23 protein-coding genes are annotated in these 24268 nt (G+C 63.9%); 13 read left to right on the plus strand and 10 right to left on the minus strand.

Annotated features, from left to right (window positions below; all coding sequences use genetic code 11):
* Positions 1-6: 6 nt before the first annotated feature.
* Entirely contained in the window at positions 7-798 is a 792-nt protein-coding gene (gene pcaD, locus QEN71_RS18110) for a 3-oxoadipate enol-lactonase (RefSeq protein ID WP_201661810.1), read from the plus strand.
* On the plus strand, positions 795-1187 hold the full coding sequence (gene pcaC / locus QEN71_RS18115; RefSeq protein WP_201661813.1) for a 4-carboxymuconolactone decarboxylase: 393 nt from the start codon (positions 795-797) through the stop codon (positions 1185-1187). Before pcaD ends, pcaC begins: the two co-directional genes overlap by 4 nt.
* A 629-nt stretch (positions 1188-1816) precedes the next feature.
* On the opposite strand, the gene QEN71_RS18120 is transcribed toward pcaC, so the two are convergent.
* Positions 1817-2956, minus strand: a complete 1140-nt coding sequence (locus QEN71_RS18120) for an IS481 family transposase (protein WP_201654201.1) — start codon at positions 2954-2956, stop codon at positions 1817-1819.
* Between the two features lie 311 nt (positions 2957-3267).
* Between QEN71_RS18120 and QEN71_RS18125 the strand changes: the two genes are divergently transcribed.
* The 4 genes from QEN71_RS18125 (at position 3268) to QEN71_RS18140 (ending at position 8028) form a co-directional block, all read left to right on the plus strand.
* Positions 3268-5178: an ABC transporter permease gene (locus QEN71_RS18125; RefSeq protein ID WP_201659815.1), complete on the plus strand. Its 1911-nt coding sequence runs from the start codon at positions 3268-3270 to the stop codon at positions 5176-5178.
* Positions 5175-5972: an ABC transporter ATP-binding protein gene (locus QEN71_RS18130; protein WP_201659813.1), complete on the plus strand. Its 798-nt coding sequence runs from the start codon at positions 5175-5177 to the stop codon at positions 5970-5972. The genes QEN71_RS18125 and QEN71_RS18130 overlap by 4 nt, the downstream gene beginning before the upstream one ends.
* Complete coding sequence (locus tag QEN71_RS18135; RefSeq protein WP_201659811.1) at positions 5969-6682, plus strand: ABC transporter ATP-binding protein; 714 nt, start codon at positions 5969-5971, stop codon at positions 6680-6682. The genes QEN71_RS18130 and QEN71_RS18135 overlap by 4 nt, the downstream gene beginning before the upstream one ends.
* Positions 6683-6807: 125 nt before the next feature.
* Positions 6808-8028: an ABC transporter substrate-binding protein gene (locus QEN71_RS18140; RefSeq protein WP_201659809.1), complete on the plus strand. Its 1221-nt coding sequence runs from the start codon at positions 6808-6810 to the stop codon at positions 8026-8028.
* Positions 8029-8102: 74 nt separating this feature from the next.
* On the opposite strand, the gene QEN71_RS18145 is transcribed toward QEN71_RS18140, so the two are convergent.
* Positions 8103-8354, minus strand: coding sequence for a hypothetical protein (locus QEN71_RS18145; RefSeq protein WP_201659807.1), 252 nt, complete (start codon positions 8352-8354; stop codon positions 8103-8105).
* 224 nt (positions 8355-8578) lie between these two features.
* On the opposite strand from QEN71_RS18145, the gene QEN71_RS18150 reads away from it, so the two are divergent.
* Positions 8579-9160, plus strand: coding sequence for a DUF6496 domain-containing protein (locus tag QEN71_RS18150; protein WP_201659804.1), 582 nt, complete (start codon positions 8579-8581; stop codon positions 9158-9160).
* An 87-nt stretch (positions 9161-9247) separates the two neighbouring features.
* Here the strand turns inward: QEN71_RS18150 and QEN71_RS18155 are convergent, their stop codons facing one another.
* Positions 9248-10576, minus strand: coding sequence for an aspartate aminotransferase family protein (locus QEN71_RS18155; protein ID WP_201659801.1), 1329 nt, complete (start codon positions 10574-10576; stop codon positions 9248-9250).
* A gap of 155 nt (positions 10577-10731) precedes the next feature.
* On the opposite strand from QEN71_RS18155, the gene QEN71_RS18160 reads away from it, so the two are divergent.
* Positions 10732-12141: an aminotransferase-like domain-containing protein gene (locus QEN71_RS18160; protein ID WP_201659798.1), complete on the plus strand. Its 1410-nt coding sequence runs from the start codon at positions 10732-10734 to the stop codon at positions 12139-12141.
* A gap of 20 nt (positions 12142-12161) precedes the next feature.
* On the opposite strand, the gene QEN71_RS18165 is transcribed toward QEN71_RS18160, so the two are convergent.
* The 5 genes from QEN71_RS18165 to QEN71_RS18185 all read right to left on the minus strand — a co-directional run bounded on the left by QEN71_RS18165 (position 12162) and on the right by QEN71_RS18185 (position 16915).
* On the minus strand, positions 12162-12353 hold the full coding sequence (locus QEN71_RS18165; protein ID WP_201659795.1) for a hypothetical protein: 192 nt from the start codon (positions 12351-12353) through the stop codon (positions 12162-12164).
* A gap of 125 nt (positions 12354-12478) precedes the next feature.
* A complete protein-coding gene (locus QEN71_RS18170; RefSeq protein WP_201659792.1) occupies positions 12479-14005 on the minus strand; it encodes a sensor domain-containing diguanylate cyclase in 1527 nt (508 codons plus the stop codon).
* Positions 14006-14223: 218 nt separating this feature from the next.
* Positions 14224-15336: a GGDEF domain-containing protein gene (locus QEN71_RS18175; protein WP_201659789.1), complete on the minus strand. Its 1113-nt coding sequence runs from the start codon at positions 15334-15336 to the stop codon at positions 14224-14226.
* Between the two features lie 9 nt (positions 15337-15345).
* Positions 15346-15975 carry a hypothetical protein gene (locus tag QEN71_RS18180; protein WP_201659785.1) on the minus strand — a complete coding sequence of 210 codons (630 nt, stop codon included), beginning with the start codon at positions 15973-15975 and terminating at the stop codon, positions 15346-15348.
* A 319-nt stretch (positions 15976-16294) separates the two neighbouring features.
* The gene (locus tag QEN71_RS18185) at positions 16295-16915 is read right to left on the minus strand and encodes a LysE family translocator (protein WP_201659782.1); all 621 of its coding nucleotides are present in this window, start codon (positions 16913-16915) and stop codon (positions 16295-16297) included.
* A 176-nt stretch (positions 16916-17091) separates the two neighbouring features.
* Between QEN71_RS18185 and QEN71_RS18190 the strand changes: the two genes are divergently transcribed.
* From QEN71_RS18190 to QEN71_RS18210, 5 genes are all read left to right on the plus strand, one after another.
* Positions 17092-18807, plus strand: coding sequence for a SulP family inorganic anion transporter (locus QEN71_RS18190; protein WP_201659779.1), 1716 nt, complete (start codon positions 17092-17094; stop codon positions 18805-18807).
* A gap of 245 nt (positions 18808-19052) precedes the next feature.
* Positions 19053-19451, plus strand: a complete 399-nt coding sequence (locus QEN71_RS18195) for a VOC family protein (RefSeq protein WP_201659776.1) — start codon at positions 19053-19055, stop codon at positions 19449-19451.
* Between the two features lie 55 nt (positions 19452-19506).
* On the plus strand, positions 19507-20127 hold the full coding sequence (locus tag QEN71_RS18200; RefSeq protein ID WP_201659773.1) for a tat (twin-arginine translocation) pathway signal sequence: 621 nt from the start codon (positions 19507-19509) through the stop codon (positions 20125-20127).
* A gap of 15 nt (positions 20128-20142) precedes the next feature.
* Positions 20143-21726 carry a GMC family oxidoreductase gene (locus tag QEN71_RS18205; RefSeq protein WP_201659770.1) on the plus strand — a complete coding sequence of 528 codons (1584 nt, stop codon included), beginning with the start codon at positions 20143-20145 and terminating at the stop codon, positions 21724-21726.
* Positions 21727-21791: 65 nt separating this feature from the next.
* Positions 21792-22133 carry a ribbon-helix-helix domain-containing protein gene (locus QEN71_RS18210; RefSeq protein ID WP_201659767.1) on the plus strand — a complete coding sequence of 114 codons (342 nt, stop codon included), beginning with the start codon at positions 21792-21794 and terminating at the stop codon, positions 22131-22133.
* 26 nt (positions 22134-22159) lie between these two features.
* Here the strand turns inward: QEN71_RS18210 and QEN71_RS18215 are convergent, their stop codons facing one another.
* Together QEN71_RS18215 and QEN71_RS18220 are read right to left on the minus strand one after the other, a co-directional pair.
* Positions 22160-23212 carry a sensor domain-containing diguanylate cyclase gene (locus QEN71_RS18215; RefSeq protein ID WP_201659764.1) on the minus strand — a complete coding sequence of 351 codons (1053 nt, stop codon included), beginning with the start codon at positions 23210-23212 and terminating at the stop codon, positions 22160-22162.
* A gap of 127 nt (positions 23213-23339) precedes the next feature.
* Positions 23340-24248 carry a LysR family transcriptional regulator gene (locus QEN71_RS18220; RefSeq protein ID WP_201659762.1) on the minus strand — a complete coding sequence of 303 codons (909 nt, stop codon included), beginning with the start codon at positions 24246-24248 and terminating at the stop codon, positions 23340-23342.
* Between the last annotated feature and the right edge of the window lie 20 nt (positions 24249-24268).

Raw genomic sequence — 24268 nt, forward strand, 5'->3', positions numbered from 1 at the left:
AAAGGAATGCCTTACGCCGCAGTCAATGGCATCGAGCTTCATTACCGGATCGACGGCGACCGGCACGGCAATGCGCCGTGGCTGGTGCTGTCGAATTCGCTCGGCACGGACCTGTCGATGTGGACGCCGCAAGTCGCCGAACTCGCGAAGCATTTCCGCGTGCTGCGTTACGACACGCGCGGCCATGGTCATTCGGAAGCGCCGAAGGGACCGTATTCGATCGAGCTTCTGACGGGCGATGTGATCGGCCTGCTCGACACGTTGAAGATCGCAAGCGCGAATTTTTGCGGGATCTCGATGGGCGGGCTGACGGGCATCGGTCTCGCGGCGCGTTACGCGGATCGTATCGATCGCGTCGTGCTGTGCAACACGGCGGCGCGCATCGGTTCGCCGGAAGTGTGGGTGCCGCGTGCGGCGCGGGCGCGTACGGAAGGGATGCTGACGTTGTCGGAAGCCGTGCTGCCGCGCTGGTTCACGGCGGAGTTCATTGCGCGCGAGCCGCTCGTGTACAACTATGTCCGCGATGTTTTTGTGCACACCGACAAGGAAGGTTATGCGCTGAATTGCGAGGCGATCAACGCGACTGACTTGCGGCCTGAGGCGCCTGGTATCAAGGCACCGGCGCTGGTGATTTCCGGCACGCACGATCTCGCCGCGACGCCTGCGCAGGGTCGCGAACTGGCTGCTGCGATTCCGGGTGCGCGATACGTCGAACTGGATGCGTCGCACATTTCGAACATCGAAGTGGCCGACACGTTCACGAAGACGGTACTCGATTTCCTGAAGGGACAACGATGAACGACGAAGAACGTTACGAAGCGGGCATGAAGGTGCGCCGCGCAGTGCTGGGCGATGCGCATGTGGATCGTTCGCTGGCGAATCGCACTGAAGTGACCGAGGAGTTTCAGAATTTCATCACACGGTATGCGTGGGGGGAGATCTGGACGCGAGAGGGGTTGCCGCGGCATACGCGGAGCCTTTTGACCATCGCGATGATGGTTGCGCTTAATCGCAGCGAGGAGCTTGCTTTGCATCTTCGCGCTGCGCGGAATAATGGGGTTACTCGGGAGCAGGTTAAAGAGGTTTTGCTGCAGACTGCTATCTACTGTGGCGTGCCCGCCGCTAATTCTGCTTTTCATCTGGCTGATAAGGTTTTTAAAGAGCAAGATCAGGAAGGGGGCGCCTGAGGCGGCGCGGTTCTGGTTTTTTTGCTGTTCTTCTTCTGCGGAGCCGTGTGGACTTTTTTCGTCTGCGCGGCTTTTTTGTGTTTGCTGCGCTGGCATACGCGGGTTTTGCTGCGCTGGCATCCGCTTTTTCGTGTCGGTTTATTAGCGTTGCCCCTGTGCGGGGCGGCACCTACTTTTCTTTGCAGCGGCAAAGAAAAGTAGGCAAAAGAAAGCCGCTTTTGAACCTCCGGTGCCTACCAGGATAGCGCTTTCGGCATGCCGCAGTCGACCTGTCGCGCAGCGACGTCCCCACTCCGTAGAAAGCCCGCAGTCAACCGCGCACGGCGCGAAAACCCCACACAGTCTGGAGCACATACCGCCGCAATCAACTGACGGCAAACGCACAAAAACAAGCCGACCGAATGTGCCCCAGGTGGATGTCATCTTTTGCGCCGCGCGCGCCTGACTGCGGGCTTTCTACGGAGTGTTTGCGTCGCTGCGCGACGGCTCAAAGAAAGTGCGCCGTGCCGTTATCGTGGCAGGCACCGGAGGTACAAAAGCGGCTTTCTTTTGCCTACTTTTCTTTGCCGCTGTGTACAGACTGGAGACATGGTTGACACATGTACGGGGACATCGTTGACACCTGATGGTCAGGGTTTGGGTGCCTTCAGGTCAAGTTTGGCGACCCGCTGATGGGCGAACCAGATCTCGATCACCCCGTCTTCCTTCTCGCTCATGCGGGCTGCTACCTGCAGCCCCTTGAGCGCGATCGACAGCTTCAGTTTCTGGCCGCGCAGGCGCACCACGCCGCTGGCATTGACCCGTAAGACTTCATCGCCACAGCCGTATTCGGGCTCGGGCACCCGCCCGGGCATCGCGCGCAGGCTGCACGCGTAGCGGGTAATGGGCGTGGCCATCCCGAGTGCCTCGTGCGGACGTTCGACGTTGTACACGTGCCGCCAGCGATCCAGTGCCTGCTGCATGTGCGCATGTGTGCTGAAGGCCTGCCGGTCCAGCACTTCGGCCTTCAGCGTGCGGTGAAACCGTTCGTCCTTGCCATTGGTCTGCGGGTGATACGGCCGGCTGTAGCTCACCAGGATGCCCAGCCGGATCAGCCAGACCGCGAGTTCGGTGAGCTGCCCCGGCGCGCTGGGCGAGCCCCACGGCGCGCCGTTGTCGGTGTTGATGCGCGCAGGCAGCCCGTAGCAGCGGAACGCGCGCTCAAGCGCGGCCTGCACGACCTGTGTGGTCGTACGCGAGCAGGCGCTGAGCACGAGGTTGTAGCGCGAGTGATCGTCGATGACCGTCAGCGGCATGCAGCGCCCATCCTTCAGCGTCTGGACGTCGCCCTTGAAGTCCATCTGCCACAGCAGGTTCGGATGCGCGTGCTCGAAGCGCTGCCAGTGCTGGCGCTGCTGCGACGCCTGTTCATCGATGAGCCCGTGGCGGCGCAGGATTTCGGTGATCGTGGCGGGCGCGGGCACCTCAGTCTCGCCCAGATCCTTCAGGCGCCGTTCGATCTTGCGTCCGCCCCAGCCATGTTCGCGACGCAGTTCCAGCACCCGCGCTTCGATGTGTTCAGGTGAGCGCAGGGGGCTGTGGTGCGGGCGTCGGGAGCGGTCGGCCAGCCCGCCGGGGCCTTCGGCCTTGTGACGGTCCAGCCACTTGTAGCCGGTCTGGCGGCTGATCCGGTAGCGCCGGCATAGCTCGCTGAATGACAGAGCCTGTGTGGCGGCCAGGCTGACGAATTCTTCGCGGAGATTCATGGTGTTTTTTGCTTCCCAGGGCATGGTTGAATCCGGGCGTTTGATTACCCGAAAGTGTCAACCATGTCCCTGTACACCTGTCAGCTATGTCTCCAGTCTTTACACCGCTGCAAAGAAAAGTAGGTGCCGCCCCGCACAGGGGCAACGCCTGAAGCACCGCTACGAATTCGCGGATGCCAGCGCAGCCAGAAAACCCAGACAGCGACTGCGTCGCAGCCAAGAACAAAAAGGCCAGCATGGCGACTGCGTCGCAGACAAAAAAACCTTCTGCAAACCACGAACATTTCAGGTATACCTGCTGCCCAACCCAAAACCCCATGCGCCGCCAGGCAAAAATGCTTCCGAACCTCCTGGTCCAACTCGTAAACGGACTCGCCGACGCCTCGGCGCTCTTCCTCGTGGCAGCGGGTCTATCGCTCATCTTCGGCGTATCCCGCATCGTCAACTTCGCGCACGGCTCCTTCTACATGCTGGGCGTCTACGTCGCCTACACGATCACGAGCCGCTTCGGCGCAACGACAACAGGCTTCTGGCTCTCCGTCGTAGCCTCGGCACTGACAATCGGCATACTCGGCGCACTCGTCGAATTCATCGTGCTACGACGCATCTACAAAGCACCCGAACTCTTCCACCTGCTCGCGACCTTCGCGCTAGTCCTGATCTTCCGCGACGCGGCACTCGCCATCTGGGGCCCGCAAGACCTCTTCGGCCCACGCGCCCCGCACCTCGCAGGCGCAGTCGAGCTGCTCGGCCATCAACTCCCAACCTACGATATCGCGCTGATCATCATCGGCCCGCTCGTGCTGCTCGCGCTGTGGTACGCGTTGACGAAAACCCGCTGGGGCACGCTCGTCCGCGCAGCGACTCAAGACCGCGAGATGCTCGGCGCGCTCGGCATCAACCAGGCGTGGCTGTTCACAGGCGTGTTCTTCGTCGGCGCGTTTCTCGCGGGACTGGGCGGCGCGTTGCAGGGTCCGCGAATGTCGGCGAATCTGTCGCTCGATCTCGAGACCATCGGCAATGCATTCGTCGTCGTCGTGGTCGGCGGCATGGGCTCGATTCCCGGCGCGTTCATCGCGGCACTCCTGATCGCCGAGATCAAGGCGCTGTGCATCGGCATCGGGCATGTGTCGCTATTCGGTATCGATCTGTCGCTGAGCCGCTTCACGCTCGTCGCGGAGTTCGTCGTGATGGCCGTCGTGCTCGTCGTGCGACCGTGGGGTTTGCTCGGGCGTCCGACATCGACCGTGCGCGCGACAACCGCGCCCGAAGCGCCCTTGCGACCCGCAAGCAAACAACTGAAAGCACTCGCGGTCTGCGTGCTCGCCATACTCGTGCTCGCGCCGCTCGCCGCGAACGCGTTTCCCTATACGCCCGTGCTGCTCGTCGAAATCCTGATCGCTGTTCTGTTCGCCGCGAGCCTGCACTTCATCATGGGACCGGGCGGCATGCACTCGTTCGGTCATGCCGCGTACTTCGGCCTCGGCGCGTACGGCGCGGCGCTCTTCCTGAAAGTGCTCGATCTGCCGATGGAAGCCGCGCTCGTCCTCGGCCCGCTGCTCGCCATGCTCGGCGCGCTGGTGTTCGGCTGGTTCTGCGTGCGGCTGTCGGGCGTCTATCTGGCGATGCTCACGCTCGCATTCGCGCAGATCGTGTGGTCGGTCGTGTATCAATGGGACGACGTGACGGGCGGCAGCAACGGCATCCTCGGCTTGTGGCCGTCGAACTGGTTGTCGTCGCCGGTCGCGTATTACTACCTGACGCTCGCGTGCGCCGTGCTCGGCGTGTGGCTGTTGCGTCGCATGCTGTTCTCGCCGCTCGGCTACGCGATGCGCGCGTCGCGCGATTCGGCGTTGCGCGCGGAAGCGATCGGCATCGATACGAAGCGCGTGCAATGGGCCGCGTTCGTGATCGCGTCGCTGTTCTGCGGACTCGCCGGCTCGCTGTACGCGTTTTCGAAAGGCACGATCTCGCCGGAAGTGATCAGCGTGAGCCGTTCCGTCGATGGTCTCGTGATGGTATTGCTCGGCGGCATCACGACGCTAACGGGGCCTGTCGCGGGCGCGGCGCTGTTCACGTGGCTGCAGGATGCCGTCGCGCGTCAGACGGATTACTGGCAGGCGTTGCTCGGCGTCACGATCCTGTTGCTCGTGATCGCGTTTCCGCAGGGAATCGTGGGCTTCATCCGCGATCGCTTCGAGCGTTTCGAGCATGACGACACGCGCACAGAAGGAGGCACGCAATGAGCCTTCTGCGCGTATCGAATCTGTCGATGTCGTTCGGCGGCGTCAAAGCCGTCGACGACGTCTCATTCGACGTGAACCCCGGCGAACTGCTCGCGCTGATCGGCCCGAACGGCGCGGGCAAATCGACGTGCTTCAACATCGTCAACGGACAACTGCGTCCGACACGCGGCTCCGTGATGCTCGACGGTCACGAACTCGTCGGCATGCGTCCGCGCGATATCTGGCGGCGCGGCGTCGGCCGCACGTTTCAGGTCGCGGCGACGTTCAATTCGATGACCGTGCTCGAAAACGTGCAGATGGCGCTCGTGTCGCGCGAAAAGCGTCTGTATGGCTTGTGGAAACGTGCAGCATCGCACTTCGCGGATGAAGCGCTCGCATTGCTCGATCAGGTCGGCATGGCTGCGCACGCGCAGCGCGCGTGCAGCGTGCTCGCCTATGGCGACGTGAAGCGCGTCGAAATGGCCGTCGCGCTCGCGAATCGTCCGAAGCTGCTGCTGATGGACGAGCCGACGGCGGGCATGGCGCCGCAGGAACGCAGCGAACTGATGACGCTGACGAAGCGTCTCGCCGTCGAACGCAACATCGGCGTGCTGTTCACCGAGCACAGCATGGACGTCGTGTTCGCGAGCGCGGACCGGATGATCGTGCTCGCGCGCGGCAAGCTGATCGCAGAAGGCGACGCGGACACGATACGCAACGACGCGAACGTGCAGGCCGTGTACTTCGGCACGGGCAAGACGTTTCAACCGCGCGCGGCGTTATCGTCCGAAAGCAGGACGGGGCGGCAAGAATGAACGCACCGATCCTGAAAGTCGAACGCCTGAACGCGTACTACGGACGCGCGCATATTCTCTTCGACGTGAATCTCGAAGTGGGGCGCGGAGAAGTGGTCGCGCTGATGGGCCGCAACGGCGCGGGCAAATCGACGACGATGAAGTCGATCATGGGCCTCATGCCGCGCCGCGAAGGTTCGATTCATTTCGACGGCGCTGACATCTCCGCGCAGCCGCCGCACAAGATCGCGCGCATGGGTCTGGGCTATGTGCCCGAAGACCGGCGCGTGTTTTCTTCGCTCACGGTGATGGAGAACCTCGACACGGGGCGCCAGCCGCCACGCGCGGGCGCGCCGTCGTGGACGCCCGGGAAGCTCTTCAAGCTGTTTCCGAATCTCGGCGAAATGCCGAAGCGTCCGGGCGGCCAGATGAGCGGCGGCGAGCAGCAGATGCTCACCGTGTCGCGCACGCTGATGGGCAATCCATATCTGGTGCTGCTCGACGAACCGTCCGAAGGCGTCGCGCCCGTGATCGTCGAACAGATGGCGAACATGATCCTCGAACTCAAGCGCGAGGGTCTGTCCATTCTGCTGTCCGAGCAGAACGTGCATTTCGCCGAACTGGTCAGCGACCGCGCGTACGTGCTCGAAAAAGGCCAGATCCGTTTCAGCGGCACGATGCGCGAACTTGCGCAAGATCATGTCGTCCGGCGCGCGTACCTGGGCGTTTAATGATCGATGACGGCGCTACATGCGTGGCGCGCTACCGGGCGCGCTCGCAAAACTCCGGTACGATGCAGCACCGTCCGGCGGCCCGCGCCGCCGCACCAATCAACCGACAATAAACGGAGTGACGCATGACCTCGCGCGCAGCATGGACTTTCCGTATCGCCGCTACGCTGGCCGTTTCCCTCGGTGTGTCGCTCGCGGCGCCCGGCGCGTCCGCGCAGCAGACCATCAAGATCGGCGAAATCAACAGCTACAAGGCGCAGCCCGCTTTCCTGATGCCGTACAAGAACGGCTGGAATCTCGCGCTCGATCAGGTGAATGCGGCGGGCGGCGTGCTCGGCAAGAAGCTCGAAGTGGTATCGCGCGACGACAACGCCAATCCCGGCGACACGATCCGCGTTGCGCAAGAATTGATCGCGCGCGAGCAGGTGCAACTGCTGTTCGGCGGCTATCTGTCGAACACGGGTCTCGCGCTGACGGACTTCGCGAAGCAGAAGCGCATGTTCTTCCTCGCCGCCGAACCGCTCACCGACAAGATCGTCTGGGCCGACGGCAACAAGTACACGTACCGCCTGCGTCCGTCCACTTACATGCAGGTCGCGATGCTCGTGCCCGAAGCGGCGAAGCTCAAGAAGAAGCGCTGGGCGCTCGTGTATCCGAACTATGAATACGGCCAGTCGGCGGCGGCGACGTTCAAGAAGCTGCTGAAGGCCGCGCAGCCCGACGTCGAGTTCGTCACCGAACAGGCGACGCCGCTCGGTAATCTCGACGCCGGCGCGACCGTGCAGGCGCTCGCCGATGCGAAGCCCGATGCGATCTTCAACGTGCTGTTCAGCGCGGACCTCGGCAAGTTCGTCCGCGAAGGCAATACGCGCGGGCTTTTCAAGGACCGCAGCGTGGTCTCGCTGCTGACGGGCGAACCCGATTATCTCGACACGCTCGGGGCGGAAGCGCCCGTCGGCTGGATCGTGACGGGCTATCCGTGGTATTCCGTCGATACGGCCGCGAACAAGAAGTTCGTCGCCGATTACGAGGCGAAGTATCACGACTATCCGCGTCTAGGTTCGGTGGTCGGCTATGCGGCGCTGATGTCGATTGCGAACGGCATCAAGAAGGCCGGTTCGACCGATCCCGACAAGCTCGCGGCGGCGTTCAAGGGTTTGAATGTCGATACGCCGTTCGGACCGATCACCTATCGACCGCAGGACAACCAGTCGACGATGGGCGCGTTCGTCGGCGTCACCGCGCTGAAGGACGGCAAGGGCGTGATGACGTCGTATCGCTATATCGACGGCGCGAGCGTGCAGCCGTCCGACGCCGAAGTGAAGAAGCTGCGTCCCGCCGAGTGAGCGGCGCGCGTTGCGAGCTTGTAGAAGGAGAAGGCCGGCTTGTAAAGCTGGCCTTTTTTATCGCGTGTAACCCGTCATTCCTCGGCGTCGTGCTCGGCCACGAAGTGCCGCAGATACGCGAGCACGGCCGCTTCCGCCGCGCGATGGTCGGCGCAGCTTTTCGAACCGGCGTTCTCTTCGTCGCCGAAGAGCGTCGACGGCGCGTCGTGCACGTCGACTTCCTGCCCTTCGCGCAGAATGCGGATCTCGTGGATCGTCTCCGAGTATTCCGCGACCCAGTGAATCCCTTCGATATGCGCGCCTGCTCTGACTGTCGGTGTGTTCATGAAGCGTCTCCCTTTTGGATGCAGAAGGTCGCTGGATGGTGGCCTGATCGCTTGCCCTTCCCGTAAACCATAGACGCTCTACGCACATCGCGCAGCCTCTGTTGCGCTTGAGGCGGTTGAGGCACTCGCGCGGGCATGACGTTTCAATGCAATCGACGTGTGGAGAAGGACGCGGCACAGCCGTTGCTGCGCTACATGGGCCACCAGTCAAAGGGAGCACTGTCATGCCCGACAAAGCAACGATGAAGCGTGCCGCCGCCGACAAGCGCGCCGGCAAGTCGCCGAGCACCCAGGCCGGCGAGTTCGTGAAGGAAGAGATCGACCACGTGCGCGAAGGCAAGCACGGCGTCAGATCGGCGAAACAGGCGGTTGCGATCGGTCTGTCGAAGGCACGCCGCGCGGGTGTCGCGCTGAAGCAGCCGAAGGCCGGGACGACGAGCACCAGCACGCGCAAGAAAGCCGCTGCGGATTCAGCTGCGGGCCAGCAGAAGTCGCCTGCTGCGAAGCGCACGGCCGCGAAGAAGGCCGTCGCGAAGACCACGGGCAAGAAGACGGCAGCGCGCAAGCCGAGCAGCGAAACGACGGCAAAGCGCTCACGCGTGTCCGAAGCCGTGCTGAAGCGCGAAAGCGGACGCGGCGCATCGAAGGAAGCGCTGTCGAAGCAGACCAAGGCAGCCGCGGCCAAGCGTCCGGCAGCGAGCCGCTCGGCGGCAGCGAAGAAGGCTGCAGCCACGAAGGGCGCAGCGGCCCGTTCTGCGGCGGCGAAGAAGGCTGCGCATACGCGGGCTGCGCGGGCGCATCACTAGCATCGCCAGCGGCCAGCAGACAGGCGTAAAAAAGCCGCTGCGCGTGGACTCGCGCAGCGGCTTGCGGATCGACGATGCAGCCGGAATTTACTGGATCGATGCCAGCGCGTTACGCACGGTCTGGAAAACGTGGTCGATCTGCGCTTCGTCGATGATCAGCGGCGGCGAGAAGGCCAGAATGTCGCCCGTGAAGCGGATCAGCACGCCTGCTTCGAAGCACTTCACGAAGGCTTCGTACGCGCGCGCGCCCGGCGCGCCGTCGCGCGGCTCGAGTTCGATGCCCGCGACCATCCCGAGATTGCGAACGTCCTTCACATGCTTCGCGTCGCGCAGCGCGTGAGCGGCGGCTTCGAACTTCGGCGCAAGCTTTGCCGCGCGCTCGAACAGCCCGTCACGGCGATACAGATCGAGCGTCGCGATACACGCGGCTGCCGCCAGCGGGTGCGCCGAGTACGTGTAGCCGTGGAACAGCTCGATCGCGCCTTGCGCGCCTGCGTTGACGATCGTGTCGTGCACCGTGCGGCTCGCGGCGACGGCGCCCATCGGCACAGCCGCGTTGTTGATCGCCTTCGCCATCGTCAGCAGATCGGGTTTCACGCCGAAATACTCGCTGGCCGTCGCCGCGCCGAGGCGGCCGAAGCCCGTGATCACTTCGTCGAAAATCAGCAGGATGCCGTGCTTCGTGCAGATGTCGCGCAGCTTCTGCAGGTAGCCTTGCGGCGGAATCAGCACGCCCGTCGAGCCCGCGACGGGTTCGACGATCACAGCGGCGATCGTCGACGCGTCGTGCAGCGCGACGATGCGCTCCAGTTCGTCGGCGAGATGCGCGCCCCAGGCCGGCTGACCCTTCGAGAACGCGTTGTGTTCGAGGTTGTGCGTGTGCGGCAGGTGATCGATGGCGGGCAGCAGCGCGCCCGAGAACGTCTTGCGGTTCGGCGCAATGCCGCCGACCGAAATACCGCCAAAGCCCACGCCGTGATAGCCGCGCTCGCGGCCGATCAGACGCGTGCGCTGGCCTTCGCCGCGCGCGCGGTGATACGCGAGCGCGATCTTCAGCGCGGTATCGACGGATTCGGAACCGGAGTTCGTGAAGAATACGCGGTCGAGCCCTTCGGGCATCAGTTCCGCGACTTTCGACGCCGCTTCGAATGCGAGCGGGTGGCCCATCTGGAAGGTCGGCGCGAAGTCGAGCGTCGCGGCCTGCTGCTGGATGGCGGCGACGATCTCGTCGCGGCCGTGGCCCGCGTTCACGCACCACAGGCCCGCGCAAGCGTCGAGCACATCGCGCCCGTCGCTCGAACGGTAATACATGCCTTTCGCCGATTCCAGCAGGCGCGGCGCGCTCTTGAACTGGCGGTTGGCGGTGAACGGCATCCAGAAGTTCGACAGATCGTCGATCACGGGGCGCGAAGTCATGGGTCTCTCCTCGATTGGGTAGCGAAACTGTAGCGTCCGAGGTTAAATGGCGGACATAAACAGTTGCGTCACTGCGCTGCTAACTGTGCTGGTCGAATTGCGTCGACTGTGCTGGTAGCGGAGCCGTCTCGCCAAGCCCATTTGAATGCTTCCGCATGATCGAACTCGAACTGGACCGTGACCGCCGTTCCGCACCGACGCTCGTCGAGCAGGTCGTGCAAGGCTTCGCGCGCGCAATCGACAGTCAATCGCTGCGCGCCGGCGCACTCCTGCCGTCCGTGCGGCAGCTTGCGCAGTCGCATGCGCTGAGCACCTTCACGGTGACGGAGGCTTACAACCGGCTCGTATCGATGGGACTCGTGACGGCGCGGCGCGGTTCCGGCTACCGCGTCGCACCGCGTGCGCGGGCCTCGCATGGAAGTAGTGTCGACTGGCAGCCGCCCAGTCTCACGGCGAACTGGCTGCTGTCCGACGTGTTCGCCGATCATTCCGTGCCGATCAAGGCGGGCGGCGGCTGGCTGCCGAGCGAGTGGATCAACGAAACGGGCATGCAGCACGCGTTTCGCGCGATGAGCCGGGTGCCCGCCGTGCGCCTCGGCGACTACGGGCATCCGTACGGCTTCGCGCCGCTGCGCGCGAAGATCGCCGAGCAGATGGACGCGCGCGGCTTGCCTGTCGATGTATCGAACGTGCTGCTGACGCAAGGCGCAACCCAGGCGCTCGACCTGATCGTGCGCACGCTGCTGCGTGCGGGCGATACCGTGGTCGTCGAAGATCCCGGCTACTGCAATCTGCTGCAAATCCTGAAGCTCGCAGGCCTGAACGTGATCGGCGTGCCGCGCACGCCGGCGGGCATGGATACGGACGTGCTGGAGAAAATCGCCGACGAGCATCGTCCGAAGGCGATCTTCGTCAACACGACGCTGCAGAACCCGACGGGCGCGACTTACGCGATGGCGTCGGCGTTCCGGCTGCTGCAGATCGCCGAGCGCAACCGCATGTGGGTGATCGAGGACGACGTGAGCCGCGAACTCGCGCCGCCCGCCGCGCCGATGTTCGCGGCGATGGAAGGCTTGCGGCGCGTGCTGTATATCAGCGGCTTTTCGAAGACGGTGACGCCCGCGCTGCGTTGCGGCTATGTCGTCGCCGAGCGCGACGTGCTGCGCGAACTGGCGCGCACGAAGATGGCGGTGGGATTGACGTCGTCGGAGGCGATCGAGCGGATCGTCGACAAGGTGCTGAACGAAGGGCGCTACGCGCGGCATGTCGAGCAGGTGAACGACAGGCTGCGCGCCGCGCATGCCGTCGTCGAGGAGCGGCTGGATGCGCTCGGGCTCGAAGCGTTTTACCGGCCGCGCGCGGGCTTGTTCCTGTTTGCCCGCTTGCCGGTAGAACCCGAGCGCGCAGGAGAGATCGCGACGGCGGCGCTGGCGGACGGCATCTGGCTCGCGCCGGGCTCCTATTTCCGTCCCGACGATGCCCCGAGCGCGTGGTTCCGTTTCAACGTTCCACATTCGACGGACGACGCGTTGTGGCGCTTCATCGAACGCGTGGGACGGCGTTGAGCGCGCCGCGAGGCGGGCCGTTACGGCCGCGCGAGTGCGTCGATCAGTTCGGTGATGTTTTCCGCGCCGACGTTGTCCTCCAGCAGCCCGATGAAGACGCGGCTGTACAGCTGATCCCGCTGGAGTTCGGGAAGGTCCGCGCGGGCATTGGCGATCGCTTCCGCCGCGCGATGCGCGGAGCTGACGATGCGTTGTGCAAGTTTCTTTTCCATACGATGCGCTAACGACCGCAAGCCGGAAAGCTTGAGCCGTTCTCCCTGATTTCGAGCATCCGTTCGTCCCGTTCCGCTTTCGGCAGAAAGGAATGCCGGATGCCTTGTGTTGTGTTATTTCCGCGTCACGCGACGAGTGCCTTCGGTGCCGATGGTGCCGATGGCGCGCGGCTCGCGCGGCTGCGTTCTTTCGCGTCGTACATCACCCGGTCGGCGGCTTTCACGAGATCGGCCGCGCGCTCGCCCGGCTGCAGCACTGCAATGCCGAGGCTCGCGCACACACGGTACGCGTGGCCGTGCACGCCGATGGGCGATTCGAGCGATGTCGTGATCGCCTCGGCGATGCTTCGCGCCGACACCTCGCCGTCCTCGCTGACGACGAGAAACTCGTCGCCGCCCAGCCGCCCGATCTGCGCGCGCCCCTGCGCGACTTCCTTCAGACGCCGGGCGATCTCAGCAAGAATCGTGTCGCCGAGATGGTGGCCGAACGTATCGTTCAGTTCCTTGAAGCGGTCCAGATCGACGAAGATCACGGCGACACGCCCGACGGCGTCCGGCGCGGCGACAGCTTCGTCGAGCCAATCCATGATGCAGCCGCGATTCGACAGACCCGTGAGCCGGTCGGTGTGCGCGAGCCGGTGCAGCTGCTCGCGGCCTTTCAGCAGCTTCAGGATCAGCGCGGCGATCCACGTCGACAGCCCGACGAGAATCAGCGAAATCACGCTCGCCATCGTCACGTAGACGCGGCGCATCCGGTAGTAATCGTCGAGCGCTTCGGCGACCGACAGACCCGCCATCACCGTCAGCCCATAACGCTTGACCTCGCGGCTCGCGACGATGCGTTCCACATGATCGATCGGGTCGACGAACAGTTCATCGTTCACGCGCGGCGCGACATAGCTCGTCGGTAAAGTATCGCCCGTGCGGCTCGGCGCGTCGCCGGCACGGCGCGACAACATCGAGCCTCGGCCCGACAGCACCGCGATCATGCCGTGCTCGCCGAGCGCGGCGCTCGTGTAGAAACCGTCCGTGAGCCACGCGGGATTCTCCGACACGATCACGACGCCGCCGAAGCTGCCGTCCGGACGATTGATGCGTCTCGTCACCTGGATCGACCATTGCCGCGAAATCCGCCCGACCAGCGGGTCGCTGACGAACAGGCCGACGTCGGCGCGCTCGCGATGCACGCGGACGTGCTTGCGGTCGCTGAGATCGATGTCGCCGGAAAACGGAATCGTCGACGCGATCACGTGGCCGTCCGGGCCCGCGAGCGTCACTTGCAGCGCCGTGTCCGCCGTGATGAGGCCGTACGCCTGGTATTTCTTGAGGTCGAAGGTTTCGGGCGACGTTTCGTAGCCATATTTGACGAGCAGCGCGATCGCGTCGACGTCGTGAATGGTTTTCAGCGTATGCGTGTCGAGCGCGCTTGCTACCGTGCCCGCCGCGACGCGCGCGTCGTGCAGCACCGCGGCTTTTTCGATCCGCAGACGCATCAGGATCGTCACCCACAGCACGGCGAGGATCAGCACCGTCAGCGCGGGCAGCAGAATGAACGCGCGGTGCGGCGCATTGCCGGGGCCGCGCGGCAGCAAGCGCTTGAGGAATGTGCGAAGTCTGCCTGTTTGCGGCCTCGCTGCGGGCGCGGTGTTCATCGCTGGCTATTGGCTGACGCCTGTGGCACTTCAACTCGACCGTTCATAAAAGACGGCGCGCATGCTGCTGCCGCCGTCACCTTGCTGCACCCTTATAACGGCAGCGCCGGACGGAAGTTGATTGCCATTTTCAGTTTCAGACGAAAGAGCACAGACGTGCTGCCGAGGTGCGATTTATCGTCTGAGTCGTCCGGGTGGAAACGGTTTTCGGGTGTGAATCATGCGAGCGGCATCGGCGGCGCGGGAGGGATGGCGAACGCATAGCCGTTCTTGCCGTGGCGTTTCACTTCGTACATCGCGCCGTCGGCGGCGGCGACGAGTAGCCGCGGATCGGCGACGCGATCGGGATACGTCGCAATCCCGACGCTCGCGCGAACGAGTCCGAGGCCCATGTGCGCGTCGGTGGCGCCGACGCAGTTCATCAGCCGGGTGGCGATGCTGATCAGTTCGTCGTCGCTGCCGAAGCCGGTCACGAGCGCCGCGAACTCGTCGCCGCCCATCCGCACGACGAGATCGCCGGGGCGCAGCGACTGACGAAAACGCTGCGCGAGCGCGACTAGGAATTCGTCGCCGATTCCGTGGCCGAGCGTGTCGTTGACCTGCTTGAAGCCGTCGAGATCGATATAGAGGAGCGCGGATTTGTCGAACGCGTGTCCAGCGGCGATGCTGTCGAGCCGCGCGAGCAGTTGCTGGCGATTCGGCAGACCGGTCATCGCATCATGCTGGGCCGCGTGCTGGAACTGATGCGTGAGCCCCGCGAGCCGCCGATGCCGCCGCGCAAACACGACGAGCGCCGCCAGCAGCGCGCCCGTCACGACGACGGTCAGCACGGCCAGCACGCTCGCGACGCGCAGCGTACGACGGCGCACGTCGGTGCTGATCGCGTCGCGGCGCGTGCGCCAGTAGTCGGCGGTGGCGGCCAGCGATTGCTGCAGATCGTCGAGGCTCTTTACCGTGGCATCGGCTTGCGGCAGACGCGGCGCGGGAATGGGACTGGAGCCGATCAGCGCGTCGAGTTCCGTGATGCGCGTGTCCAGTTCGTCGAGCGCCTGCCGGTATCGGCTGTCGATGCCGTTCGGCGCGGGCCGCTTCGGCGGCGGGAGGCGTTTGAGCAGGCTCGCGGTATCGAGCGCATTGTCGGCGCGCGCGACGGCCTCCAGTACGAGCGATGCGTACTGCTGCTGGAAGTGATCGGAGTAGAGCGCCCGCACCTGCACGGCGATATACAGCAGGCCCACTACGAGACAGGCCAGCGCGATAACGCCGACCGCGATCGGCTGCGGGCGCCATCGCGGGCTGGCGGGGCGGAGCGGCGTGACGGTTCGCTTCACGCCGTGGGTTTAGGGATGCGAGTACGGATCGGAGTTGGGATCTCGGGGACGACCGTGATAGCCGACCCTGCGGAACATCGCCGTCAGTCGCGACACGAACGATTCCTTCGGTTTCGCGCGTTGCGCGTGACGGTTCGCGCTGTTCGGCTGCTTGCCGCGATCGGCGCGGGCGGCTGCGGAATTGGGCGCGGCGCGGGCGCCTTGCGGCGGATCGTCGGCGGTATCGGCGTCGGCTGCGGTGTCGTCTTCGCTTGCCTGAGCCGCGGCGAGTGCGTCGCTGTCAGCGAGCGACGCGGATTTTTGCGTCGGCTCGGCCGGAATCACGCGGCCCGAGACGGCGCTCGTCGGCACGGCGGCATGACTGGGGATGCGCAAGTCGGCGGCGCTGGTTGCCAGCGTCGGCAACGGACGACGGGCCGATTGCATGGCCTCGGCATACGCCACCTGATCGCGGCTGAACCAGATCACATACGCGGCCGTGCCCATCACGCCGACGGCCAGACCCATCGCCGAGATGAGACAAATTTGCACCCAGTTGTAATGACGTGCCTGCTGATCGTCGCTTTCGGGTAGAAACGCGCTGTCGTAATGCTGCTGCCGGCGGCCGCGCACGCGGTCGGGCGAATCCTGCGTGTCCATGTGTGCAACGCCTCCGACCCTTGCGGTCTGCGTTTGTCAATGGCGGGACCGGCGCGTCGCGTGCGCACCGGTGGAATCTGAACCGTGGTCTAGGAGCAATTATCAAGCCCGAAAGGCGCCGATATCCGGCGAATATGCCGGTTGGAGGCAGCGCAGAGCCCGCTCGCGAGGACAGGGTTATATCGTCGTCATTCTACTGTTAAATCGCGAGACGGGCGGTTGCGCAAAACGGACGCTTCACGCGTTTTGATGCACACGGCCGCGCGTCAAAAGCGGCGCGCGGCGAGAAAAATTTCCAGGCTGTGTGTGCGTGAAAGACTCACGCGAAGAGACGCAACACGATGGGATACAGCGAGCCGACGAGCATCAGTGCCATCGCGATGTTGAACGTGCGCAGCCATACCGGCTTCGACAGCGCGCGGCGCATCGCGGTGCCGAACGCGGCCCACAGACAGATGCACGGCAAGCCGATCACGTAAAAGATCAGCGCCATCAGCAGTGCATTGGTGCCGAAGTCGGCGCTCAGATGAATCGTCGTCGCTGCCGTCAGCACCATCATCCACGCCTTCGGGTTGACCCACTGGAACGCGATCGCTTCGTAAAAGCGCATCGGCCGACGCTCGCCTTTTTTCACCTGCATTTCGCCCGACGTGCCGATCTTCCACGCGAGATACAGCAGATACGCGACGCTCAGCACTTCGAGCACCGTGTACAGCATCTCGAAGCGGCGGAACGCTTCGCCGAGCCCGAAACCCACCGACAGCATCAGCAGCACGACGCCCGCGCTGATCCCGAGAATATGCGGCAGCGTGCGGCGAAAGCCGAAGTTGACGCCCGATGCGAGCAGCATCGTATTGTTCGGTCCGGGTGTGATGGTGGTGACGAGCGCGAACAGGATGCCGGCGGGCAGGGCGCTGGCGCTCAGGGTGTCGAGGGTCATGGACGGCTCCGCAAAGTGATTCGAGGTTTTGCAACAGTGTAACGATCGAGGCCGGTACAGTACCGGTACAAATTGATAGATGATTTCCGGTACGGCGCGGGGCGGCTGCGGGATGCCTTGCCAGAGCGTGAAGATTCAGGGCAGGATGCGTGGACAGATCCTCATTGCACCCGGGCATGCAAACTCCAAAAGACAAACCCGCCGCACGTCTCAGCTTGCTGAAGGGCGTCCTTCCGTTCGATCGCGCGACGGCGTGGCGCGACGTGTTCTCCGGCATCTCGCTCGCGTCGATGGACATCCCGCAGGTGCTCGGCTACGCGCGCATCGCCGGCATGCCCGCCGTGACGGGGCTGTACACCGTCTTCCTGCCGCTCGTCGCGTTCGCGTTCTTCGGCGCGTCGCGTCACCTCGTGGTCGCCGCCGATTCGGCGACAGCGACGATCTTCGCCAGCCGCGCTTCGACCATCGCGCCGATGGGCAGCGCCGAGTACGTCGCGCTCGCGGGCATGGTCGCGTTGCTGACGGCTGCGCTGCTGCTGCTCGCGCGCATCTTCAAGCTCGGCTTTCTCGCCGATTTCCTGTCGCGCACGGTGCTGGTCGGTTTTCTGACGGGCGTGGGGATACAGGTATCGATTGCGATGCTCGGCGACATGTTCGGCATGACCGTGCCGTATCCGTCGTCGCGAAGTCTCGCGCAACTGGCGTATGTCATAGGCCATGCCGCGCATGCGCATCTGCCGACGCTCGCGCTTACCGCGCTCGTGGTCGGCGCGATTCTCGTCAGCAAGCGCTTTCTGCCGCGCGTGCCGACGCCGCTCATCGCCGTGGCGGGCAGCATCGCGGCGAGCAAGACATACGACTTCGCCGCGCACGGCATCACCGTGCTCGGGCCGATCAGCGGCGGTCTGCCGCCGCTCGCCTTTCCCTCGGTCACGTGGCAGCAGTTTCTCGATCTCGTGCCCGTCGCGGCATCGTGCTTCGTGATGATCATTGCGCAAAGCGCCGCCGCGGCGCGCGTGTTCGCGCAGCAGTATCACGAAGAAGTCGACACCAACGCCGACATCCTCGGGCTGGCCGCGGCCAATGCCGCCGCCGCGTTCAGCGGCACGTTCGTCGTCAACGGCAGCCCGACGCAGACGGCGATGGCCGAACGCGCCGGCACGCGCAGCCAGATCGGACAACTTGCGTTTGCGGTGGTTGTGGTCGTGGTGCTGCTGTTTCTGAGTTCGTATCTGCAATACCTGCCGCATTGCGTGCTTGCCGCGATCGTCTTCACGATTGCCGTTGGCCTGATCAACATTCCGAGCCTAGCGGCGATCCGCGCCGAAAGTCCCGGCGAGTTCACGCTGGCGCTGATCACGGCGGCCGCCGTCGTGATGGTCGGCGTCGAACACGGCATCCTGCTCGCCGTCGCGCTGTCGCTGCTAAGGCATGTGCGGCATAGCTATCGTCCGCATACGATGGTGCTGGAGCCGTCCCCGCCGAGCGGCAAATGGCAGCCGGTGCCCGCGCTTCCCGGCATCATGACGGCGCCGGGTTTGATCGTGTATCGCTTCGGCGCCGATCTGTTCTTCGCCAACGATCATCTCTTCTGCGCGGAAGTGGTCGATCTCGTCGATGCTGCTTCAGGCGATCTGCATTCGCTCGTCGTCGATGCAGCCGCGATCACCGCGCTCGATTATTCGGCGGCGCGCACGTTGAGCGATCTGATCGAGGATCTGCACGAGCGCAAGCTGGCTGTCATCTTCGGGCGAGTGAATCCTTATCTGCGTTCCGATATGGACCGTCACGGCATTACGCAGGTCATCGGCCAGTCGAATATCTTCGATACGCTGCATGAAGCGCTCGCGGCTGCGGGCATCAGTCCGCCGCATGAAGTGGGCGCGATTTAAAGCGCATTGGTCTTATCGCTTACCCTGGATCGCATACCGGCGACACCATCGCAAAGCCCGCACATGCTGCGCCGCACGCCCCGCGCGGACGGCGCAACGCTTCGTTCCCGCGCTTCATCCATCCTTCCGATTCGCTTCGCGCTACGCATGCGCAACATAGGGCAAGTCCCTAAGCGCATTTAGCCCTGCATTACCACTGCGCAAGTCGCGCTCCTACACTCAGCATCACACGGAGGAGGGACGACATGGCCAAGCTGATACACACGATGATCCGCATTCAGGATCTCGACCGCTCGCTGAAGTTCTATCAGAACGCATTCGGACTCGCGCCGTCGCACCGGCTCGACTTCCCCGACTTTTCGCTCGTCTACTTGCGCAACGACGAATCCGACAACGAAATCGAACTCACCTGGAACAAAGGCCGCGAAGACGCGTATTCGCATGGCGACGGTTACGGCCACGTTGCGTTCGTCGTCGACGACGTGACGCGCGAACGCGAGCGTTTTCTGGAACTCGGCATGACGCCGAACGACGTGCGCGAATTCCACAACGACGACGGCGCATTGCTCGCGCGTTACTTCTTCATTCTCGATCCCGACGGCTACAAGATCGAAGTACTCGAAAAGCACGGACATTACCAGTAGAAAGCCGCGCAACACGCGGCCTCACCCCACAACACAATCATGCAAGGAGACAGGCATGAGTCACAGAGTGATTCCCATCGAAGCGGAGCCTGCCGAACATGGCCATGAGCATCACGCACCTGCACCGCGTTCGCTTTCCAGGCGCGAGTGGCTGAAGGGGACGGGCGTGCTGATCGGCACGCTCGCGTTTCCGTCGATACTCGCGACGCTCGCGCCGAGCCGTGTCTGGGCGGTCGAAATGCAGGCGCTCGATACGCATCAGGGCGCGGTGCTGCTCGCGTTCGTCAAGCAGCAATACCCGCACAAGACGCTCGACGATGCCGTCTATGCACTCGTCGTCAAGGATCTCGATGCAAAGGCGCAGAAAGATCCCGCGGTGCGCCAGCAACTCGCTGACGGCGTGAAGCAGCTCGATGCCCTGAACGGTTCCGACTGGACCAAACGGTCGCCCGCCGATCAGGCGCGCGATGTCGCCGCAATGGAAAAGACACCGTTTTTCACGACCGTGCGCACGACGGCCATCGTTTCGCTGTACAGCAACGACATGGCTTACGCGCACTTCGGCTACGGCGCGGCGCTGGGCGACGGCGGCTATCTGACCAAGGGCTTCAACGATCTCGCCTGGCTGCCGAATCCGCCCGCCAACGCAAGCGGCCCGATCCCCACCGACAGCTGAGCACGGAGACCTGACATGGACGACAACAACAAGGTGCATTTCTCGCACAACGATGCGCGCGCCGTGGTCATCATCGGCTCGGGCGCGGGCGGCGGCACACTGGCGAACGAACTGGCGCAAAAGGGCATCGACGTGATCGTGCTCGAAGCGGGCAAGCTGCATACGCAAGGCGATTTCACCACCGACGAGTGGGGTTCCTTCTCGATGCTGTCGTGGCTCGACAAGCGCACGACGTCGGGCAGCTGGCGCATCGCCACCGACTTCCCGGGGCTGCCTGCGTGGATCTGCAAGACGGTAGGCGGCACGACGACACACTGGGCGGGCGCGAGCCTGCGTTTTCAGCCGCATGAATTCAAGGCCAAAACGCATTACGGCGCGATCAAGGATGCGAACCTGCTCGACTGGCCCGTCACCAGCGAAGAAATGGCGCCGTGGTACGACCGCGCCGAGAAGAAGATGGGCGTGACGCGCACAAACGGCTTGCCGGGTTTGCCCGGCAACAACAACTTCAAGGTGATGTACAACGGCGCGACAAAGGTCGGCTACAAGGAATGCAACACGGGGCACATGGCGACCAACAGCATCGTGCGCGACGACCGCGCGCATTGCTTCCAGCGCGGCTTCTGTTTCCAGGGCTGCCGTACGGGCGCGAAATGGTCGACGCTCTATACCGAGATTCCGCGCGCGCAGGCGACGGGCCATATGGAGTTGCGCACGCAGGCGCAGGTCGTGAAGATCGAAACGGACGCGAAAGGCAAGGCGAGCGCCGTCGTCTATTACGACGCCGGCGGCAAGCTGCAACGCCAGAAAGCGCGCATCGTCGCGGTGGCGGGTAATGCGATCGAAACGCCGCGCCTGCTGCTGAATTCGCATTCGAGCCATTTCCCCGATGGCCTCGCGAATTCGTCGGGACAGGTGGGACGTAACTACATGCGTCACACCACGGGTTCCGTCTATGCCGTGTTCAACGACAAAGTGGATATGTACAAGGGCACGACGATGGCGGGCATTATCGAAGACGAAGCGCGCTTCGATACGTCGCGCGGATTCGCGGGCGGTTATCACATGGAAACGGTGTCGCTGGGTTTGCCTTTCTATGCGGCGTTTTTGAATCCCGGCGCATGGGGCTCCGACTTCACGCAGGCAATGGATTCGTATCCGTACACGGCGGGCATGTGGATCGTCGGCGAAGACATGCCGCGCGAGACGAACCGCATCACGTTGAATACGGACGTCAAGGATCAGTACGGGCAACCTGTGCCCAACGTGCATTTCGACGATCACCCGAACGACGAAGCGATGCGCGAGCACGGCTTCAAACAGGGCAGCGCCGTGTATCAGGCGGCGGGCGCGAAGACCGTGTACAGTGTGCCGCCGTACCCGTCGACGCACAATCTCGGTACTGCACGCATGAGCGCGAAAGCGCAGGACGGCGTGTGCAACAAATACGGCCAGACGCACGACGTGGCGAATCTGTTCATTTCCGACGGCAGCCAGTTCACGACGGGCGCCGCGGAAAACCCGACGTTGACGATCGTGACGCTCGCGATCCGTCAGGCCGACTACATCGCAAACCAGATGAACAGGCGCACAATCTGATCCAAACGCGTGAGTGCGGCGGCGTCGTGCGAGCCGCCGCACTCATATGATCAATGGAGACAAACATGTGCAACGTGTACGTCAACGCGGACCCGATCCTCTACGAATCGCGCACGCGGTCGCTGCGCATCCACGGCGTGATCACAACCGTGCGGCTGGAGAATCTCTTCTGGGACGTGCTGCATGAAATCGCGTCGCGCGAAAACATGACGACCACGCAATTCGCCGTCAAACTCTACGACGAACTCATCGCATTGCGCGGCGAAGTGCCGAGCAATTTCGCATCGTTCCTGCGCGTGTGCTGTCTGCGGTATCTGTCGATCGTCGCGGGCAAAAGCGAGTTAGACAGCATGCCTTTGCCCGTGCCCGCGCCTGAACCCAAGCCGCGCGTGCTGAAGACGGTCTGACGCTTCAGCAGGCCTAGCGCCAAGGTTTATCGCGAGTGCGTGCGGAACGCCTCGCCGCCGAGACCCGCGCGATCGACGGCCACGATGCGGTTGCGGCCGTTGTCCTTCGCCTGATACAGCTGCGCGTCGATCAGGTTGATGAACGCAGTCGTGTCCATCTTGCCGTCGGGCACGATCGTGCCGACGCCGTAGCTCGCCGTCACGCGCTGATCGTGCGGCGAGCGCACATGCGCGATCGCTTCGGCGTCGATCAGATTGCGGCAGCGTTCCGCCATTTTCACGGCGGTGTCAGCGTCGGTATCCGGCAGCACCATCACGAACTCTTCGCCGCCGAAACGCCCGAGAAAGTCGTCGGCGCGCGCGGCTTTCGCGAGCACGCCCGCGACGCGCTTCAGGCATTCGTCGCCCTGAATGTGGCCGTAGTAATCGTTGTAGGCCTTGAAGAAGTCGATGTCGATCATGATCAGCGACAGCGGTTTGCCGCTTTCCTGACCTGCCGCCCACGCGCGCTGCATCACGCCGTCGAACATGCGGCGGTTGCCTGTGCCCGTCAGTCCGTCCTTGAACGACAGTTCTTCGAGTTCCTTTTGCAGCCGCGCGAGCTTTTCTTCCGTGCGCTTGCGTTCGCTGATGTCGAACATGAAGCCGATCAGTGAATCGACGCCGCCATCGGGCTTGCGCACTACGTGCACGACGTCGCGCAGCCACACGTAGCCGCCGTCTTTCGTCAGCGCGCGATAGTCGGCTTCGTGATCGGTGCCCGCCTGCGATTGCGCGACGCAAAATTCGACGACCTTCTGGCGGTCTTCGGGATGCATGCGTTCGGCCCAATCATTGACCGTCTTCCATGACGACGGCGCCCAGCCGAGCAGCGCTTCGATCTGCGGGCCGATGTAGGTGAACGCCATCGTCGCCCAGTCGATCTTCCACGGAATCGCTTTCGTCGATTCGAGCAGCGTGCGATAGACGGCGCTGTCGTGTTCGAGCCGCTCGCCTTCGGCGCGCATCGTGGCGTTCGTGTCGTCGTGGCGCAGAAACGCGGCGCCGAGCATGTCTTGCGTGTCGTCGATGTTTTTCATGTTTGCTTCGTTGTTCGCTTCGTGTTCGATGAAATTGGCTTCGTGTCACAACGGCCCGGCGAGCGTCGCGCTTGATCGGCTGAAACCCGGACGGACAATTCTACCGATGCGCTTTTACGACTGAATTTCACGCATTGCGCGCGAGATAGTTTTTGAATGTATCGATCAGCGCGCGGACTTTCGGCGGCGTGTGCTGCGTCGGCGGAAACACGGCCTGGATGCCCGCCGCTTCCGTCGACCAGTCGGGCAACAGGCGCACGAGACGCCCGGCGGCGACATCGGCGCGAATCGAGAAGTCGGTCAACAAACCGACGCCGCCGCCCGCGAGCGTCGCGGCGCGCGCGGCTTCCGCCGTGTTCACGAGAAACGCGTTCTCGCAGCGCACGCTGTCGGTGTGGCCGTCCGCGTGACGCAGATCGAGCGTTTGCGGACGCGGCAAGACAGTCAGCGCGACGAAAGGCCGTGCGGGCAGATCGGCGGGCGCTTGCGGCTCGCCCCAGCTTTCGACAAAGCCCGGACTCGCGACAACCCATTTCTCGAAGCTGCCGAGTTTCACCGCGCGATAGTTCGAATCGGCAAGACGGCCGAGCCGGATCGCGACATCGATGCCGTCCGCGATCAGATCGACGAGATGATCGCTGCACAGCAGTTCGATATCGAGTTGCGGATGCGCGCGCCGCAATTCGACCAGCACGGGCGCGACGACGAGCGTGCCGTAATCGATCGGGCAACTGACGCGCAGCGTGCCGCGCACGGGCGCTTCCTCGCCGCCGATTTCAGCCAGCGCTTCCTCTGCCGCGCGCAGGATCTTCACGCTCGCGTCGTAGAACGCGCGGCCCGCTTCCGTGACGCCGAGCCGACGCGTCGTGCGCACCAGCAGGCTCGCGCCGACTTCCGCTTCGAGCCGCTGCATGTGCGTGCTGACCATGGTCTTCGCGAGCCCGAGCTTTGCCGCCGCTGCCGTCAGCGAGCCCGCTTCGACCACGGCGACGAAGACAGCCAGCCGGTTCAGGTTCACGTCGCGCACGTCGGCCATGTCGATTGTCCACTTTCAGA

It is taken from the genome of Paraburkholderia sabiae (assembly GCF_030412785.1).
GTDB lineage: Bacteria > Pseudomonadota > Gammaproteobacteria > Burkholderiales > Burkholderiaceae > Paraburkholderia > Paraburkholderia sabiae.